The organism is Streptomyces pristinaespiralis, assembly GCF_001278075.1.
In the GTDB taxonomy this organism is placed as follows: domain Bacteria; phylum Actinomycetota; class Actinomycetes; order Streptomycetales; family Streptomycetaceae; genus Streptomyces; species Streptomyces pristinaespiralis.
In genome coordinates this window covers 6193289-6210547 of the sequence record NZ_CP011340.1, presented here as the reverse complement: position 1 = coordinate 6210547, position 17259 = coordinate 6193289, and the positions used below count along the sequence as shown (strand labels likewise).

Below are 17259 nucleotides of genomic sequence, written 5' to 3'. Positions count from 1 at the left end.
AGCGTAGCCGGGCGCGCACCGCTCGGGGCGAGGCGGCAGGATCGGAGGCGTGGAACTGACTCTGCTCGGCACCGGCGCTCCCGCCGGCCTCCCCCGGCCCGACTGCCCCTGCGCCGTGTGCGCCACCGCCCGCGGCCCGGAGGCGCGGGCCGCGACCGCGTTGCTGGTCGACGGGGCGTTGCTCCTGGATCTGACGCCGGGTGCCGCGCTCGCCGCGGCGCGCGCGGGGCATTCGCTCGTGGGCGTACGGCAGGTGCTGCTGACGCACCCTCACGACGGACCGCCCCTGGACCTGCCGGCCGGGCTCCCGACGGCGGGGAGGGTGCCGGACGGCCGCGAGTTGACGCTCATCAGCGGACACCGGGTGCGGGCGCTGCCGATGGACCACCCGGGCACGGGCTACGAGGTGACGTCCCCGGACGGCGACCGGCTGCTGTACCTGCCGCCGGGCGCGGCCCCGGCCGGGCTCGCGGAGGGGCTGGCGGCGTACGAGATGGTCGTGGCCGATGTCGTGGGCCGTCCGGACGCGATCGCCCGGCTGCGGGCGTCGGGGGCGATCGGGGCCACGACGGACGTGGTCGCCGTGCATCTGGACCACGACGCCCCGGGCGGACCGGAGCTGACGCGCCGTCTGGCGGCCGCGGGGGCCCGTGCGGTGCCGGACGGGACGACGCTGATCGTCGGCGAGTACCACGCGGTGCCGGACGTGCCCCGGCGGACGCTGGTGACGGGCGGGGCGCGTTCGGGGAAGTCGCTGGAGGCGGAGCGCCGGCTCGAGGCGTTCCCGGACGTGCTGTACGTGGCGACGGGCGGGTCCCGGGACGGCGACGCGGAGTGGGCGGCCCGGGTCCACGCGCACCGTGAGCGCCGGCCGGGTTCGTGGCGGACGGCGGAGACGTGCGATCTGGTGCCGCTGCTGGCGGAGGAGGGGCCACCGGTACTGATCGACTGCCTGTCGTTGTGGCTGACGGACGCCATGGACAAGGCCGGCGCCTGGGACGACGAGCGGTGGGCCGCGGAGGGTGAGCGGGCGCTGCGGGAACGGGTCGGCGAACTGGTCGCGGCGGTACGGGTGACGGCCCGGACGGTCGTGGCCGTGACGAACGAGGTGGGTTCCGGGGTGGTCCCGGCCACGGCGTCCGGACGGCGTTTCCGCGACGAGCTCGGCCGGCTGAACGCGGCGTTCGCGGCCGAGTGCGAGCACGTACTGCTGGTGGTCGCGGGCCAGGCGCTGGTGCTCCGCGGCTGAGGCCCGCTCGAGGCGGGGCCGGGCCGTCCCGGCGCGGTCCCCGACCGGCAGTCCGCGCATCGGCGGGTGCCGGTACTGTTCGGCGAATGAGCAGGCTGAATCTCGACGACTTCTCCGATCTGATCGAGCGCCCGGACAGCGGTACGCGGCGTGACGCCGAGGAACGCCGGGAGCGGCTGACCGTGCCGCCGGGTGCGCTGGGCCGCCTCGACGAGCTCGGCGAATGGCTCGCCGCCGCGCAGGCGTCCGTCCCGGTCAAGGCGATCGAACGTCCCCGTGCGGTGCTGTTCGCCGGTGACCACGGCGTCGCGGAACTGGGCGTGTCGGCACGGGAGTCGGGCACCGCGCACCGGCTGGTGCGGGACGTGCTGGAGGGCGCGAGTCCGGTGGCCGTGCTGGCACGCCGGGCGGTTGTGCCGGTGCGGATCGTCGACGCGGGTCTGGACTGCGACCCCGGCCTGCTGCCGGAGGACGTGACCCGTCATCGGGTGCGGCGCGGCAGCGGCCGTATCGACATCGAGGACGCGCTCACCGCAGAGGAGGCGGAGCAGGCGGTACGCCTCGGCATGGCGATCGCCGACGAGGAGGCCGACTCGGGAACGGATCTCGTGGTCCTGGGCGACCTGAGTGTGGGCGGTACGACGCCGGCGGCGACGCTGATCGCGGCGCTGTGCGGCACGGACGCGTCCGTGGTGACGGGGCGCGGCGGGGCGGGCATCGACGACCTGGCCTGGATGCGCAAGTGCGCGGCGATCCGGGACGCCCTGCGGCGGGCCCGGCCGGTGCTCGGCGATCAGCTGGAGCTGCTGGCGGCGGTGGGCGGCGCGGACCTGGCGGCGACGACGGGGTTCCTGCTGCAGAGCGCGGTGCGCCGGATGCCGGTGATCCTGGACGGCGTGGTGTCGGCGGCGTGTGCGCTGGTGGGGCAGCGGGCGGCGTTCCGTGCGCCGGACTGGTGGATCGCCGGTCAGGTGAGCGGCGAGCCGGCGCAGACGAAGGCGCTGGACCGGATGGCGCTCAATCCGGTGCTCGACCACGGCGTGACGGTCGGCGAGGGGGCGGGCGCGCTGCTGGCGCTCCCGTTGGTGCAGGCGGCGGCCGCGCTGGCGGCTGAGTTGCCGGAGCGGCCCGGGCCAAAGGAGCAGGAGGCGGCGCCGGAGGGGGAGCCGGAGGCCGCGGAGCCCGAGGCGCGGTGACGCCGGGCGGGGCCGCCGCGCCCCGCCACCCGCACCCTCGAGCGCCGTTCGAAGCTCGGTGCGGGACCGGTACCGAGGCCGTGGCGCTCGCTGCTCGGCTTCTTCTCCCACCGGTGGCAGATCGAGTCGCTGTGCCGCGCCGACGCGACGTGCCGGCCGATCCGGAGCCGCGTTTCGTGCTCTTCGACGAGAGCGCCGACCTGCCGAGGCTCGGGCTCGCCGACCGGGCCGAGCAACTCCGCAAGGCTCCCGGCCTGCCCCGGTGGGTGCACGCCGCCCTCCGGAAGGCAGGCGCCGAACTCCGCGTCCGGGCGGCTGTCGGACTCCGGGCTCCGCGGGTCACGGCTCGTGGGGCGGCGCCTTGTCCGGCGCCCCGCCGATCAGGTCCTGGAACGCCCGGCGCGGCCCCGCCCAGCGCCGGTCGTGGCGGATCGCGCGCTTCTTCGCCCTGGCGCGGGCCTTCGTGCGGCGCCGGTAGAACCTCCGCGCCCAGTACGACTCGGGGCGGGCGAGCCGTACCGCACCGACCAGCGCCACCACCGGCACGAGCACGCCGATGAGGCCCATCCGGAGCTTGCCCTTGAGGAGGGCGATCAGGGCGAGCAGGAAATTGCTCACGAAGGTGAGGATGACCGCGGCCCGGTCCTGGCGTTCGTCGGGTGTCAGCGAGTCCACCTCGAACGGCGAGAATCCGCTGATCACGAGCAGCGCGAGTGCGGCCGCGAGCACGACGACCTCGACGCTCTTACGGCCCCGTTCGGTCCAGTAGACGTCGTCCAGATGGAGGATCAGGGCGAACTCGTCCAGGACCAGTCCGGCTCCCGTCCCGAAGATCACCGCGCAGACGGCGGCCCCCACGCCGTGTCTGCCGCTGCCCACGGCGCCGAAGCCGCCGACCACGCTGAGGACCACTCCGGGCACCACATGGTGGATGTGCATCCCGCCGGGAGTGACGTTCTTGAACGGCCCCCGGCCCGCCCTGATCAGCCGGGTGACGCTGCGTGTGGCCAGGAAGGTGAACACGAAAGAGGCCAGCGCGAGCAGCATCGGCAGCTTCCCGGGTTCCAGGATGTTGCGGTAAAACCAGTGACCCATGCCACCCGCTCCCGTTTGGACCGCTTCAGGCGTTATGCGCAACTTACCGCCCTGGGGGCCGGGCTACCCTTCGCGCGATGACTCCTCGGACCGCCGCCGCGGCCTCTGCGCACGGCATACGTTTCGCCTTCGGCACCCTCACCGTGCTTCCCGTCCGCGTCACCCGCTGGGACCGCGACGCCGCGCGTGCCGGGATGGTGTGCGCGCCGCTCGCGGGGCTCGTGGTCGGGCTGTCCGCCGCGGCGGCCGGCGGGCTCCTGGCGCTGCTGGGCTCGGGTCCGCTCCTGGCCGCCGTGGCCACGGCGGCCGTGCCCGCCGTGCTCACCCGGGGATTGCACCTCGACGGGCTCGCGGACACGGCCGACGGACTCGGCAGCGGCAAGCCCGCGGAGGACGCGCTGCGGATCATGAAGCAGTCCGACATCGGGCCGTTCGGCGTGATCACACTGCTGTTCGTGCTGCTCGGGCAGGTCGCGGCGCTGGCCGAACTGTACGCGCGGAGCTGGGCGCTCGGCGCGACGGCGGCGGCGCTGACCGCCGTCACCGCCCGTCTGGCGCTGACCCTCGCGTGCCGTCCCGGTGTCCCGCCGGCCCGCCCCGATGGCCTCGGGGCGGCGGTCGCGGGGGCCGTCCCGCTACGGGCGGCGCTCGCCGTGGCCGGGGTGGTGACGGTCTGCGCGGCGGGCGCGGGCGCCCTCTTCGGCCCGTACGGCGCGCTGCACCACGCCGTCGCGGTGGCGGCCGGCCTGCTGGCCGCCCAGCTCCTGCTGCGGCACTGCGTGCGGCGCTTCGGCGGGGTGACGGGCGATGTGTTCGGGGCGCTCTCGGAGACGGCGGGCACGGTGGCGCTGGTGGCGCTGGTGCTCGGCTGAGACCGCCGGCGTGATGCCGAGGGCCGTACGGGCGGCTGCCTGCCGACGGTTCACGGCACGCCCGCCGACACGCCGCGTCATGCGCAGGGCTCGCGCCACACCCCCAGGTCGTACTTCTTCAGCATCGAGCTGAGGCCGAGCTCGCGCGTCGTGGGGCAGAACTCCCGCGTCGGCAGCTCGTACTCGACGTGGAACACCGCCTTGCCCGCACGGACGAACGGCGTGAGGGCGGCGCACTCGTCGTGCTCCGCGCACTGTTCGTTGACCGCGAAGTCGAAGTCGCCGACCAGTTCGGGGATCTGGTCGAGGTCGTTCTTGAGGCCGACGGACAGACCGCGCTCGTGGGCGAGGCGGGCGATCAGGCGGTTGTAGCGGAGCTGGTCGGCGGCCGTGAGGGGGAAGCCGGTGCGGTTGGCGTAGCCGTCCATGTTGTCCGGCTCCACCGCGTCGAAGCCCTTGTCCCTGCACATGTCGAGGCGTTCGGCCATCAGCGGTCCGAGGACGTCGGTACGGCGGATGTCGAGCCAGCGCTCGCCCTCCCAGCCGTTGCCGCGGCCGAGGAGCGACGTCGGGAAACGGCCGGCGTCGGGGCGGAAGTCCTCCCAGGCGCCGGTGGACAGGTAGCAGATGACCTTGCGGCCGCGGCGGTGCAGGTCGGCGACGGCGGAGGCGGGGTGGTCGAAGCCGTCGATGTCGTAGACCGGTACGTCGACCGTCGGATCGAGGCGGCCGCTGAGCTGCCACTGCCACGCCAGGCCGGGACCGGGCAGCCAGCGCTCGGTGGAGGGCTGCGCCGGCCGGGGAGGGAGCGTCGGTTTCCCCTCGTCGCGGTCGGGCCCGCTCGTGCATCCGGCGAGCAGGACCAGCAGGGCGGCAAGGAGGAGGAAGGGCGAACGCCTCACCGGACGGGCTCCAGTTCGTGGGGCAGCGTGCCCCAGGGGTGGGCGCCGGTGCCCGGGACGACGCAGTGGACCGCGGCGCCGGCGCGGGCGCCGGGCGGGGCCGCGTAGACGAGATGGCAGAACCGTTCCGGCGGATGCGCGGCGGTCCAGGAGGGGATGCCTGCGGCCCGGTACGCGTCCCACGGGCCCTCGAAGGTGACCAGCAGATCGGCGAACTCGGCGTAGCCCGGGTCGGGGTGCACGCCGTGGTTGAGCGCCACGGTGGCCGCGCCCGCCGTCCGGGCCTCCGCCGCCAGCCGCCGGTAGTGGGCCAGGGCGGCGGCACCGGAGGAGACCTGGTCGAGGAACGCGCCGTCGGCGCCGTACCAGTCCCGGTGGCACCGCAGGTCCCGCGCGACGTCGTGGTGCGGGCGGCGGCCGTAGTCCGTGTCGGTGTAGCCGAGTACGCGCACTCCCGCGCCCCGCAGCCGTCCGGCGACGGCGACGAACCCGGGGTCGGGGGCGGCGCCGGGCCCGTTGGCCGGATTGAGGACGACGCCGTAGAGGCCGGGCGCGGCCGCGACGACGGCGTCCCAGGCCTCCGGTCGGTCGGCGGGATGCTCGTAGAACGGCACCAACAGGCTTTTCACGGGCGCTTCCTGGGTCAGAGGCGGTGGGCGGTGGCACGGCCCAGCAGAACACACACGAGCACGGCGAGCACGGAGGCCGACCCGGCGGCCACGCACAGCCCCGCGAGCGCGGGGCCGCCGGTGCCGGTGAGCAGCGCGACGCTCTGCACGGCGGCGGCCCCGGCGCACACCGCCGCGACCAGGCTCGCCGCCCCCGACAACTGGAGCAGCAGCCCCGTCCACAGCACCGCGCCGACGAGCAGCAGGGTGGCGGACCGCACCCCGCCGAGCGCGGGGGCTCCGGGCCACAGCACGGTCCCGGCCACCGCGAGGGCGAACAGGATCGCGAGATACCCGCAGAGGCACTCCGCGAGGACGGCGGCGGTGCACCGGCGGAACTCCCCGCGGGCGGTGCTCGTGCGCAGCGCGGCGACGGTCCCTTCGCGGAAGCGCCGGAGCAGCCATTCGGCCGGGCCCATGCTCAGGGTCAGCGCCACGGCGGCGGGGGCTGCCACGACCGCGCCCGGCCGGCCGGCGAGCACGTCCCCGAGAGCGGTGTACAGCACCAGAGTTCCGGCCCCGAGCCCGAACACCCCGTACGGCAGGGAGGCGAGGAGCCGTGGCCGGTGCGGCTGCCGGGCCCGCGCCGCCGGTTCTCCGGTCCGGGCACGCGCTCGTCGGGCGGGTCGACGGGCACGGTCCGGTCCGGTCGCGGCGGGCGGGCGCGTGGCACGGACCGCCACGACCGTGGCCGCCGCGAGGGACGCCGGCAGGAGGGCCGCCCCGGACCACGGGGGCAGGTCGTTCAGAAGGGTCAGCCGCCGGCGCCGTCATGGCCCCGCCGAACGTTTGCGCCTCGGGACGGCGGACGACGGCGGTCCCGCCGGCCGGGTCCTCCGGGCCGCCGGCCGTGGTCCCCGGCCGCCGTCCCGCCTCGCGCGCACCCTGCTGCTCCATGCGACTCCCCCCTCGCACGCTTCCCCAACACCTGGCGGACGCAAGGGAGTTCTGTGCCGATGACGCGACGGGGCCCCACGCCCCGTCGCTCGAATGTGGTGAGTGCGGCCGAGCTGTCACAACCTCCGGGCCGAACATGAAAGAGACACCGCGCACGAGTGAACCGCCGCCGCCGTGAGCGATACATACGGCCGCGCGTAGGCTCTTGTCCGGTGTCGGGTGTCGATCCACCCCCGCCGCACCCTCGGAACTCAACGGAAGCGAGATTTCACCACCGTGACTGCTCTCACTCTCAGCACTGCAGGCGCTGCGACGCTGCGCGCCGACGCCCTCGTCGTCGGCGTGGCGAAGGGCGCCAAGGGCCCGGTGGTCGCGCCGGGCGCCGAGGCCGTGGACAAGGCGTTCGACGGCAAGCTCGCCTCCGTCCTGGAGACCCTCGGCGCCGGCGGTGGCGAGGGCGAGATCACCAAGCTCCCCGCGCCGTCCGGCCTGAAGACCCCGGTCGTGCTGGCCGTCGGTCTGGGCGCGGCCCCCGAGGACGGCGAGGCGTACGGTGCCGAGGCGCTGCGCCGCGCGGCCGGTGCCGCGGCGCGTGCGCTGTCGGGCGCCAAGAAGGCCGCCTTCGCGCTGCCCATAGAGGCCGTGGAGGACGCGGAGGCCATCGCCGAGGGTGCGCTGCTCGGCGCGTACGCCTTCACCGCGTACCAGGAGAACGGGAAGGACGCGAAGAAGCCGCTGGCCGAGGTCGCCCTGCTGGGCGCCAAGCCGCGTGACAAGGCGTTCAAGGCCGCGGCGGAGCGCGCCGTCGCGCTCTCCGAGGAGATCAACCGCGCCCGCGACCTGGTCAACACCCCGCCGAACGACCTCACCCCCGAGGCCTTCGCCGCCGTGGCCACGGCCGCCGGCAAGGAGCACGGCATCAAGGTGCAGGTGCTCGACGAGAAGGCGCTCGCCAAGGGCGGCTTCGGCGGCATCCTCGGCGTCGGTCAGGGCTCCCAGAACCCGCCGCGCCTGGTCAAGCTCTCCTACACGCACTCCAAGGGCGCCAAGACGCTCGCGCTCGTGGGCAAGGGCATCACCTACGACTCGGGCGGCATCTCCCTGAAGCCGGCCGGTCACAACGAGACGATGAAGTGCGACATGAGCGGCGCGGCCGCCGTGTTCGCCGCCGTCGTCGCGGCGGCCCGGCTGGGCCTCGCGGTCAACGTCACCGGCTGGCTGGCCCTCGCGGAGAACATGCCGTCCGGCTCGGCCACCCGCCCCGGCGACGTGCTGCGCATGTACAGCGGCAAGACGGTCGAGGTGCTCAACACCGACGCCGAGGGCCGCCTGGTGCTGGCGGACGCGCTGACCAGGGCGTCGGAGGAGAACCCGGACGCGATCGTCGACGTGGCGACGCTGACCGGTGCGATGGTGCTGGCGCTCGGCAACCGTACGTTCGGCATCATGGCGAACGACGACGCGTTCCGTACCTCGATCCACGAGATCGCCGAGGAGGTCGGCGAGGCGTCCTGGCCGATGCCGCTCCCCGCGGAGCTGCGCAAGGGCATGGACTCGCCGACCGCCGACATCGCGAACATGGGTGAGCGCATGGGCGGCGGCCTGGTCGCCGGCCTGTTCCTGAAGGAGTTCGTGGGCGAGGGCATCACCTGGGCGCACCTGGACATCGCGGGCCCCGCGTTCCACGAGGGCGCGCCGTTCGGCTACACGCCGAAGGGCGGCACCGGCTCGTCGATCCGCACGCTGGTGAAGCTGGCGGAGCGGACGGCCTCGGGCGACCTGGGCTAGGGAGCGGTGCGGGGGCGGGTGAGGGTCGCGGGCGCCGCTGCGCGGGGCCCGCTCCCCCGCCCCGCCCCCTTCCTGTGACCGGGGCGCTCCCTCCCGGTCACCCCGTGCTCCCGACGCCGGCGGGCACCCGGGCCGACCGCGGCCCGGGCCCGCCTCCTACGCCCCGGTAACGGGGAAAAGCGCTCAAGCTCACCATCTCAAGCTCCGGCCCCGCGTCCCGCCGTCCGTCAACAAGTGCGAAGATGGGTTCTCGGCAGGACAGGGCCCCCACCACAGGGCCGAAGAGACAGCGGCCGAACACCAGCCGACCGGCCGGTCATCTCCCGAGACGGGGGCCCGGCGAACGGCGCACATGCATGGAGGACGTGACGTGGCGAACGACGCCAGCACCGTTTTCGACCTAGTGATCCTCGGCGGTGGTAGCGGCGGTTACGCTGCGGCGCTGCGCGGAGCTCAGCTGGGCCTGGACGTCGCACTGATCGAAAAGAACAAGCTCGGCGGCACCTGCCTGCACAACGGCTGCATCCCCACGAAGGCTCTGCTGCACGCCGGCGAGATCGCGGACCAGGCTCGTGAGGCCGACCAGTTCGGTGTCAAGACCTCTTTCGAGGGCATCGACATCGCCGGCGTTCACAAGTACAAGGACGAGGTCGTCTCGGGCCTCTACAAGGGTCTGCAGGGTCTGGTCGCCTCCCGCAAGGTGACCTACATCGAGGGTGAGGGCCGGCTGTCCTCCCCCACCTCCGTCGACGTGAACGGCCGCCGCGTGCAGGGCCGCCACGTCCTCCTGGCGACCGGCTCCGTGCCGAAGTCCCTGCCGGGTCTGGACATCGACGGCAACCGCATCATCTCCTCGGACCACGCGCTGGTCCTGGACCGCGTGCCGAAGTCCGCGATCATCCTGGGCGGCGGCGTCATCGGCGTCGAGTTCGCCTCCGCGTGGAAGTCGTTCGGCACCGACGTCACCGTCGTCGAGGGCCTCAAGCACCTCGTGCCGGTCGAGGACGAGAACAGCTCCAAGCTGCTCGAGCGTGCCTTCCGCAAGCGCGGCATCAAGTTCAACCTGGGCACCTTCTTCGAGAAGGCCGAGTACACCCAGGACGGCGTGCGCGTCACCCTCGCCGACGGCAAGACCTTCGAGGCCGAGGTCCTCCTGGTCGCCATCGGCCGCGGCCCGGTCTCCCAGGGTCTCGGCTACGAGGAGCAGGGCGTCGCGATGGACCGCGGCTACGTCCTGGTCGACGAGTACATGCAGACCAACGTGCCCACCATCTCCGCCGTCGGTGACCTGGTCCCGACCCTCCAGCTCGCGCACGTCGGCTTCGCCGAGGGCATCCTGGTGGCGGAGCGGCTGGCCGGTCTGAAGACCGTCCCGATCGACTACGACGGCGTGCCGCGGGTGACGTACTGCCACCCGGAGGTCGCCTCCGTCGGCATCACCGAGGCCAAGGCCAAGGAGATCTACGGTGCGGACAAGGTCGTCGCCCTGAAGTACAACCTGGCGGGCAACGGCAAGAGCAAGATCCTGAAGACCGCGGGCGAGATCAAGCTCGTCCAGGTCAAGGACGGTGCCGTGGTCGGCGTCCACATGGTCGGTGACCGTATGGGCGAGCAGGTCGGTGAAGCTCAGCTGATCTACAACTGGGAGGCTCTGCCGGCCGAGGTCGCGCAGCTCATCCACGCGCACCCGACGCAGAACGAGGCGCTCGGCGAGGCCCACCTGGCCCTGGCCGGCAAGCCGCTGCACTCCCACGACTAGTCAGTTACGGGCGCGACAGACCACTTCCGCACATCGTTAAGGAGCAACTGAAACCATGGCGGTTTCCGTAACCCTTCCGGCGCTCGGTGAGAGCGTCACCGAGGGCACTGTCACCCGCTGGCTGAAGGCCGAGGGAGAGCGCGTCGAGGCCGACGAGCCGCTGCTCGAGGTGTCGACCGACAAGGTCGACACCGAGATCCCCGCCCCCGCCGCCGGTGTCCTGGCGTCCATCAAGGTCGCCGAGGACGAGACCGTAGAGGTCGGCGCCGAGCTGGCCGTCATCGACGACGGCAGCGGCGCCCCCGCTGCCGCCCCGGCGCCTGCCGCCGCCGAGGCCGCGGCTCCCGCCCCGGCTCCGGCCGAGGCGCCCGCCCCCGCCCAGGAGGCGCCGCAGGCCGCGCCGTCCACCGAGGCCGCCGCCCCGGCCCCGGCCCCGACCGCGGAGGCCGCTGCCGGTGCCGGTTCCGCCGAGGGCACCGACGTCGTCCTTCCGGCGCTCGGCGAGAGCGTCACCGAGGGCACCGTGACCCGCTGGCTGAAGGAGGTCGGCGAGGAGGTCACGGAGGACGAGCCGCTGCTCGAGGTCTCCACCGACAAGGTCGACACAGAGATCCCCGCCCCGGCCTCCGGCGTCCTGCTGGAGATCGTGGTCGCGGAGGACGAGACGGCGGAGGTCGGCGCCAAGCTGGCCGTCATCGGTGCGAAGGGTGCGGCTCCGGCCGCCGCCCCCGCCCCGGCCGCTGCTCCGGCCCCGGCGGCACCGGCCCCCGCGCCCGCCGCCCAGGCACCCGCTCCGGCCCCGGCCCCGGCGCCGGCTCCCGCGGCTGCTCCGGCTCCGGCTCCGGCCGCCCCGGCCCCCGCGCCCGCGCCGGTCCAGGCCCCGGCCCCGGCGGCTCCCGCCGCCCCGGCCGCGCCCGCCGCCGTCGAGGCGAGCGACGCATACGTGACCCCGCTGGTCCGTAAGCTCGCCGCCGAGAACGGCGTCGACCTCGGTTCGGTCAAGGGCACCGGCGTCGGTGGCCGTATCCGCAAGCAGGACGTCATCGCCGCCGCGGAGGCCGCCAAGGCCGCCGCGCAGGCGCCGGCCGCCGCTGCCGCCCCGGCCGCGGCCAAGGCTCCGAAGCTCGAGGCGTCCCCGCTGCGCGGTCAGACGGTCAAGATGACCCGCATGCGCAAGGTCATCGGCGACAACATGATGAAGGCGCTGCACGACCAGGCACAGCTGACCTCGGTCGTCGAGGTCGACATCACCAAGCTGATGAAGCTGCGCGCCCGTGCCAAGGACGCGTTCGCGGCCCGTGAGGGCGTCAAGCTCTCCCCGATGCCGTTCTTCGTCAAGGCCGCCGCCCAGGCGCTGAAGGCCCACCCGGTCATCAACGCCCGGATCAACGAGGCCGAGGGCACCATCACGTACTTCGACTCGGAGAACATCGGCATCGCCGTGGACTCCGAGAAGGGTCTGATGACGCCGGTCATCAAGGGTGCGGGCGACCTGAACCTCGCCGGTATCGCCAAGAAGACCGCCGAGCTCGCCGGCGCCGTGCGCGCCAGCAAGATCACGCCGGACGACCTCGCCGGCGCGACCTTCACGATCAGCAACACCGGCTCGCGCGGTGCGCTGTTCGACACGATCATCGTGCCGCCGAACCAGGTCGCCATCCTGGGCATCGGTGCCACGGTCCGCCGCCCGGTGGTCGTGAACCACCCGGACCTCGGTGAGACGATCGCGATCCGCGACATGACGTACGTCGCGCTCTCCTACGACCACCGTCTGGTGGACGGCGCCGACGCCGCCCGCTACCTGACGGCCGTCAAGCAGATCCTGGAGGCCGGTGAGTTCGAGGTCGAGCTCGGCCTCTGAGCGGCACCGCTGTAACCAGCCTCACCTGCTGCGCCCCCGCCCGGGAGTACTTCCCGGCGGGGGCGCAGCCGTATTGTCTAAGGGCCACAGGTCGACGCGGCTTTAAGGAGCGCTCCATGACCATCCCCGTCGTCCACTCGCTGCGCGATCAGATCCGCGAGCACATCGTGGAGGGGATCGTCAGCGGGCGCTGGAAGCCGGGGGAACGCATCGTCGAGCGCCGGATCGCCACCGAACTCGAGGTCTCCCAGACGCCGGTGCGCGAGGCGCTGCGCGAGCTGGAGTCGCTGCGGCTGATCGAGTCGGCGCCCAACAAGGGCGTACGCGTGCGGAATCTGACCGCCGCGGACCTCGAGGAGAGCTACCCGGTGCGGGCGGGCCTGGAGCAGATCGCGGCCGAACTGGCCGCGGGGCGCCTCGCGGAGGACTGCACGACGCTGGAGCCGCACGTGTCGGCGCTGTACGAGGCGGACCGGACCGGGGACTCCGCGGGGCAGGTCCGCCACACCGTGGCCTTCCACCGGGAGCTGGTCAGGGCGGCGGGCAACGGCGTCCTGCTGCACACCTGGGAGGGACTGGGGATCGAGGTCTTCACGGCCCTGTCGATCCGCTGGCTGGGCACGGTGCAGAAGTCGTACGCGGAGGAGCACCAGGACCTGGTGGAGGCCTTCCGCCGGCGCGATCCGGAGATCGGCTCGCTGGTGAAGGCGCACGTCCTCGGCTGCGCCCCGCGCGCGTAGCGGGTGACGACGGCCTCCCCGCGAGGTCCGCGCACAGCCGGGTGACGACGGGTGCCCCCGCGCGTGGCCGGGTGACGACGGACGGTCCTCCGTGCGTGACCAGGTGACGGTCCACCGCGCGTGACCGGGTGACGGACGGTCCTCCGCGCGTGGCCGGGTGACGGACGGTCCTCCGCCCGTTGCCGGGTGACGGACGGTCCTCCGTGCGTGACCAGGTGACGGTCCACCGCGCGTGACCGGGTGACGGACGGTCCTCCGCCCGTTGCCGGGTGACGGACGGTCCTCCGCCCGTTGCCGGGTGACGGACGGTCCTCCGTGCGTGACCAGGTGACGGACGGTCCTCCGCCCGTGGCTCCCCGTACGCGGTGGCCGACGTTCGTCCCCGCTCACCCCGGCTGCACGGCTGGCGCCGGGCCTGCTCGAACGTGCACGCGGGTGCCCCGATTGGACCCATTCGTCGCGGCACAGCGTGCCCACTTTTGAGGCACCCGATGCCAATTTCGCCCCAGGCTTTGATCGATCATCGATCAGAGACTTACAGTCGACCCCGGGTCCACCAGACCCGTCGCCCTGTCCTGCCAGACACGGCACCCCCTTATCTCAACCCCCCTCCTGTCCGGAAGGCGGCGATCATGACCGACCCCGTAGGCAAGCTTCCGAGCGAGCTCGACCAGCTCCCGGACCGCGACGCCGAGGAAACCGCCGAGTGGGCGGCGTCCCTCGACGCCGTCGCGGAGCACGCAGGCCCGCACCGCGCCGCGTATCTGATGCGCCGCACGCTCCAGCACGCCGAGAAGGCCGGTGTGGCCCTGCCCCGCCTGCTGGAGACGGACTACGTCAACACCATCCCGACCTCCGCCGAACCCGCCTTCGACGGCGACGAGGCGATGGAAGCCCGGATCACCGCCTGGAACCGCTGGAACGCCGCGGCCATGGTGACCCGCGGCTCCAAGCACGGCGTCGGCGGGCACATCGCCACCTTCGCCTCCGCGGCCTGGCTCTACGAGACCGGCTTCAACCACTTCTTCCGCGGCAAGGAGGGGGACGGCTCCGGCGACCAGCTCTACATCCAGGGCCACGCCTCCCCCGGCATCTACGCCCGCGCGTTCCTCGACGGCCGGCTCACCGAGGACCACCTCGACAACTTCCGCCAGGAGGCCGGCGGCAAGGGCCTCCCCTCGTACCCGCACCCGCGCCGGCTGCCCTGGCTGTGGGAGTTCCCCACCGTGTCCATGGGCCTCGGCCCGCTGTCCGCGATCTACCAGGCGCGGTTCAACCGCTACCTCCAGGGCCGCGGCATCAAGGACACCTCGAACTCGCACGTCTGGGCGTTCCTCGGCGACGGCGAGATGGACGAGCCGGAGTCGACCGCGGCCCTCGCCCTCGCCTCCCGCGAGCAGCTGGACAACCTGACCTTCGTGATCAACTGCAACCTGCAGCGTCTCGACGGCCCGGTCCGCGCCAACTTCAAGATCGTGCAGGAGCTGGAGGCCCAGTTCCGCGGCGCCGGCTGGAACGTCGTCAAGTCGCTGTGGGGCTCGGCCTGGGACGAGGTGTTCCAGCTCGACACCACGGGCGCCCTGGTGCGCCGGCTGCGCGAGGTCCCCGACGCGCAGTTCCAGACGTACGCGACCCGCGACGTGGCCTACATCCGTGAGCACTTCTTCGGCGCGGAGCCCGCGCTCGTCGAGCTCGGGAAGATCCTCACCGACGCCAAGATCGCCGAGTGCTTCCACACCTCCCGCGGCGGCCACGAGGCCCGCAAGGTGTACGCGGCGTACCGGGCGGCGCTCGCCCACAAGGGCGCGCCGACCGTGATCCTCGCTCAGACGGTGAAGGGCCACACCCTCGGCAAGGGCTTCGAGTCCAAGAACGCCAACCACCAGATGAAGAAGCTGACGATCGACGAGTTCAAGGGCATGCGTGACCTGCTCGGGCTCCCGATCGCGGACAGCGCCTTCGACGGCGGTGTGGTGCCCTACGGCCACCCCGGCGCCGACTCCCCCGAGGTCCGCTACCTCCAGGAGCGCCGCGCGGCCCTCGGCGGTCCCGCCCCGGCCCGCCGGATGCACGCCTCCGCCCCCCTGCCCGAGCCGGAGGAGCGCGCCTTCAAGGCGCTGCACAAGGGCTCCGGCAAGCAGGAGATGGCCACGACCATGGCGTTCGTCCGCCTGGTCAAGGACCTGATGCGGGACAAGCAGACCGGCCACCGCTGGGTGCCGATCGTCCCGGACGAGGCCCGCACCTTCGGTATGGAGTCGCTGTTCCCGTCCGCCGGCATCTACTCGCCGATGGGCCAGACGTACGAGCCGGTCGACCGCGACCAGCTGATGTACTACAAGGAGGCCAAGGACGGCCAGATCCTCAACGAGGGGATCACCGAGGCCGGCGCCATGGCCGACTTCATCGCCGCCGCCACGTCGTACTCGACGCACGGCGAGACGATGATCCCGTTCTACATCTTCTACTCGATGTTCGGCTGGCAGCGGACCGGCGACCAGATGTGGCAGCTCGCCGACCAGCTCGGCAAGGGCTTCATCGTCGGCGCCACCGCGGGACGCACGACGCTGACCGGCGAGGGCCTCCAGCATGCCGACGGCCACTCGCACCTGATCGCCGCCACCAACCCGGCGTCGCTCAACTACGACCCGGCGTTCGCGTACGAGATCGCCGTGATCGTCAAGGACGGTCTGCGCCGGATGTACGGCCCCGACGCGGAGGACGTCTTCTACTACCTCACGGTCTACAACGAGCCCAAGCCCCAGCCCGCCATGCCGGAGGGCGTCGAGGAGGGCATCGTCAAGGGCCTGTACCGCTTCAAGGAGGGCGCGGCCGGCGCGGACGCCCCGCGGCTCCAGCTGCTCGCCTCCGGTACGGCGATCCACTGGGCGCTCGAGGCCCAGCAGCTCCTGGCGGCCGACTGGAACGTGGCCGCCGACGTCTGGTCCGCGACCTCGTGGGGCGAGCTGCGCCGCGACGCGCTCGAGTCCGACGCGGCCCTGCTCCGCGGCGAGCAGCGCACCCCGTACGTCACCCAGGCCCTGGAGGGCGCGCCCGGCCCGGTGCTGGCGGTCTCCGACTGGATGCGGCAGGTGCCGGACCAGATCAGCCAGTGGGTCGAGCAGGACTGGTCCTCGCTCGGCACGGACGGCTTCGGCCTGTCGGACACGCGTGACGCGGCCCGCCGCCACTTCGGTGTCGACGCGCAGTCGATCACGGTCGCGGCGCTGGCCCAGCTGGCGAAGCGCGGTGAGGTCCCCGCCTCGGCCGTGAAGGAGGCGCGCGAGCGCTACGGCCTGTAGGACCGGCGTTCGTGAAGGCCCCCGCGGGCAGCCGCCCGCGGGGGCCTTCCGTGTCCGATGCTTGACCTTGACACCGTGTGAAGCCGTGCACTGGGAGACGTCATGTTCACCATCGGAGACTTCGCCAGGCACGGCCGTGTGTCGGCCCGCATGCTGCGTCACTACGACGCGATCGGGCTGCTGCGTCCCGAGCACACCGACCCTTTCACCGGCTACCGCTACTACTCCGCGGCCCAGCTCGCCACGCTCAACCGCGTCATCGCCCTCAAGGACCTCGGCTTCACGCTGCAGCAGGTGCGGCAGATCCTCGAGGAGAAGGTGACCTCGGAGGAGCTGCGCGGGATGCTCAGGCTGCGGGAGGCGGAACTGCGGGAGGCGATGGCCGCGGCGGCCACCAGGCTGGCGCAGGTCGAGGCGAGGCTCCGGTCGATCGAGAGCGAGGGTCGTATGCCCACCCAGGACGTCATGATCAAGAGCACTCCGGCGGTCCGTGTCGCCGAACTGTCCGCCGTCGCCGCCAGTTACGCCCCCGAGCACATCGGCCCGGTGATCGGCCCGCTGTACGACGAGCTGTTCACCCGGCTGAAGGCGGCCGGCGTCACCCCGGCCGGCCCCGGCATCGCCTACTACGAGGACGCGCCGGACGGCGACGGCATCGTGGTGCACGCAGGGTGCGTCCTTCTCCCGGGGACCCGGCCGGGAGAGGACTTCGAGATCGCCGAACTCCCCGCCGTGGAGCGGGCGGCGACGATCGTGCACCGCGGCCCGATGGACACGGTCATGCCCACGGAGCAGAACCTGGCCCGCTGGATCGACGCGGGCGGCCACCGGTCGGCCGGCTACGCCCGCGAGGTGTATCTGGAGTGCCCGCCGGACAAGGAGAAGTGGGTGACGGAGCTCCAGGTACCGCTGGCCCCGGCTGCGCGATGA

13 protein-coding genes and 1 pseudogene are annotated in these 17259 nt (G+C 73.1%); 10 read left to right on the top strand and 4 right to left on the bottom strand.

The window, feature by feature from the left end; genetic code table 11:
- Positions 1-49 precede the first annotated feature (49 nt).
- From SPRI_RS26455 to SPRI_RS39505, 3 genes and pseudogenes are all read left to right on the top strand, one after another.
- Entirely contained in the window at positions 50-1249 is a 1200-nt protein-coding gene (locus SPRI_RS26455) for a bifunctional adenosylcobinamide kinase/adenosylcobinamide-phosphate guanylyltransferase (protein WP_053557391.1), read from the top strand.
- 86 nt (positions 1250-1335) lie between these two features.
- Positions 1336-2445 carry a nicotinate-nucleotide--dimethylbenzimidazole phosphoribosyltransferase gene (cobT, locus tag SPRI_RS26450; protein ID WP_053557390.1) on the top strand — a complete coding sequence of 370 codons (1110 nt, stop codon included), beginning with the start codon at positions 1336-1338 and terminating at the stop codon, positions 2443-2445.
- Positions 2446-2484: 39 nt separating this feature from the next.
- A pseudogene (locus SPRI_RS39505) lies at positions 2485-2717 on the top strand (phosphatidylglycerol lysyltransferase domain-containing protein); the annotation flags it as partial.
- Positions 2718-2784: 67 nt separating this feature from the next.
- Here the strand turns inward: SPRI_RS39505 and SPRI_RS26445 are convergent.
- The gene (locus tag SPRI_RS26445) at positions 2785-3540 is read right to left on the bottom strand and encodes a hypothetical protein (RefSeq protein ID WP_005318541.1); all 756 of its coding nucleotides are present in this window, start codon (positions 3538-3540) and stop codon (positions 2785-2787) included.
- 77 nt (positions 3541-3617) lie between these two features.
- Between SPRI_RS26445 and cobS the strand changes: the two genes are divergently transcribed.
- Positions 3618-4412, top strand: coding sequence for an adenosylcobinamide-GDP ribazoletransferase (gene cobS / locus SPRI_RS26440; protein ID WP_053557389.1), 795 nt, complete (start codon positions 3618-3620; stop codon positions 4410-4412).
- Between the two features lie 77 nt (positions 4413-4489).
- Here the strand turns inward: cobS and SPRI_RS26435 are convergent, their stop codons facing one another.
- Genes SPRI_RS26435 through SPRI_RS39495 form a run of 3 tightly spaced genes read right to left on the bottom strand, consistent with a single transcriptional unit; the run spans position 4490 to position 6488 of the window.
- On the bottom strand, positions 4490-5314 hold the full coding sequence (locus SPRI_RS26435; RefSeq protein WP_053557388.1) for an endo alpha-1,4 polygalactosaminidase: 825 nt from the start codon (positions 5312-5314) through the stop codon (positions 4490-4492).
- Entirely contained in the window at positions 5311-5943 is a 633-nt protein-coding gene (locus SPRI_RS39500; protein WP_037774883.1) for a spherulation-specific family 4 protein, read from the bottom strand. The genes SPRI_RS26435 and SPRI_RS39500 overlap by 4 nt, the downstream gene beginning before the upstream one ends.
- Positions 5944-5957: 14 nt before the next feature.
- Positions 5958-6488, bottom strand: a complete 531-nt coding sequence (locus SPRI_RS39495) for a hypothetical protein (protein ID WP_053557387.1) — start codon at positions 6486-6488, stop codon at positions 5958-5960.
- Between the two features lie 667 nt (positions 6489-7155).
- On the opposite strand from SPRI_RS39495, the gene SPRI_RS26420 reads away from it, so the two are divergent.
- The 6 genes from SPRI_RS26420 (at position 7156) to SPRI_RS26395 (ending at position 17259) form a co-directional block, all read left to right on the top strand.
- The gene (locus SPRI_RS26420) at positions 7156-8667 is read left to right on the top strand and encodes a leucyl aminopeptidase (protein WP_053557386.1); all 1512 of its coding nucleotides are present in this window, start codon (positions 7156-7158) and stop codon (positions 8665-8667) included.
- 370 nt (positions 8668-9037) lie between these two features.
- Positions 9038-10426 carry a dihydrolipoyl dehydrogenase gene (gene lpdA / locus SPRI_RS26415; protein WP_037774878.1) on the top strand — a complete coding sequence of 463 codons (1389 nt, stop codon included), beginning with the start codon at positions 9038-9040 and terminating at the stop codon, positions 10424-10426.
- 55 nt (positions 10427-10481) lie between these two features.
- Positions 10482-12287: a 2-oxoglutarate dehydrogenase, E2 component, dihydrolipoamide succinyltransferase gene (gene sucB, locus SPRI_RS26410; RefSeq protein WP_053557385.1), complete on the top strand. Its 1806-nt coding sequence runs from the start codon at positions 10482-10484 to the stop codon at positions 12285-12287.
- 116 nt (positions 12288-12403) lie between these two features.
- Positions 12404-13027, top strand: coding sequence for a GntR family transcriptional regulator (locus SPRI_RS26405; protein WP_005318525.1), 624 nt, complete (start codon positions 12404-12406; stop codon positions 13025-13027).
- Between the two features lie 632 nt (positions 13028-13659).
- Entirely contained in the window at positions 13660-16329 is a 2670-nt protein-coding gene (aceE, locus tag SPRI_RS26400) for a pyruvate dehydrogenase (acetyl-transferring), homodimeric type (RefSeq protein WP_037774877.1), read from the top strand.
- A gap of 102 nt (positions 16330-16431) precedes the next feature.
- Positions 16432-17259, top strand: a complete 828-nt coding sequence (locus SPRI_RS26395; protein ID WP_005318520.1) for a MerR family transcriptional regulator — start codon at positions 16432-16434, stop codon at positions 17257-17259.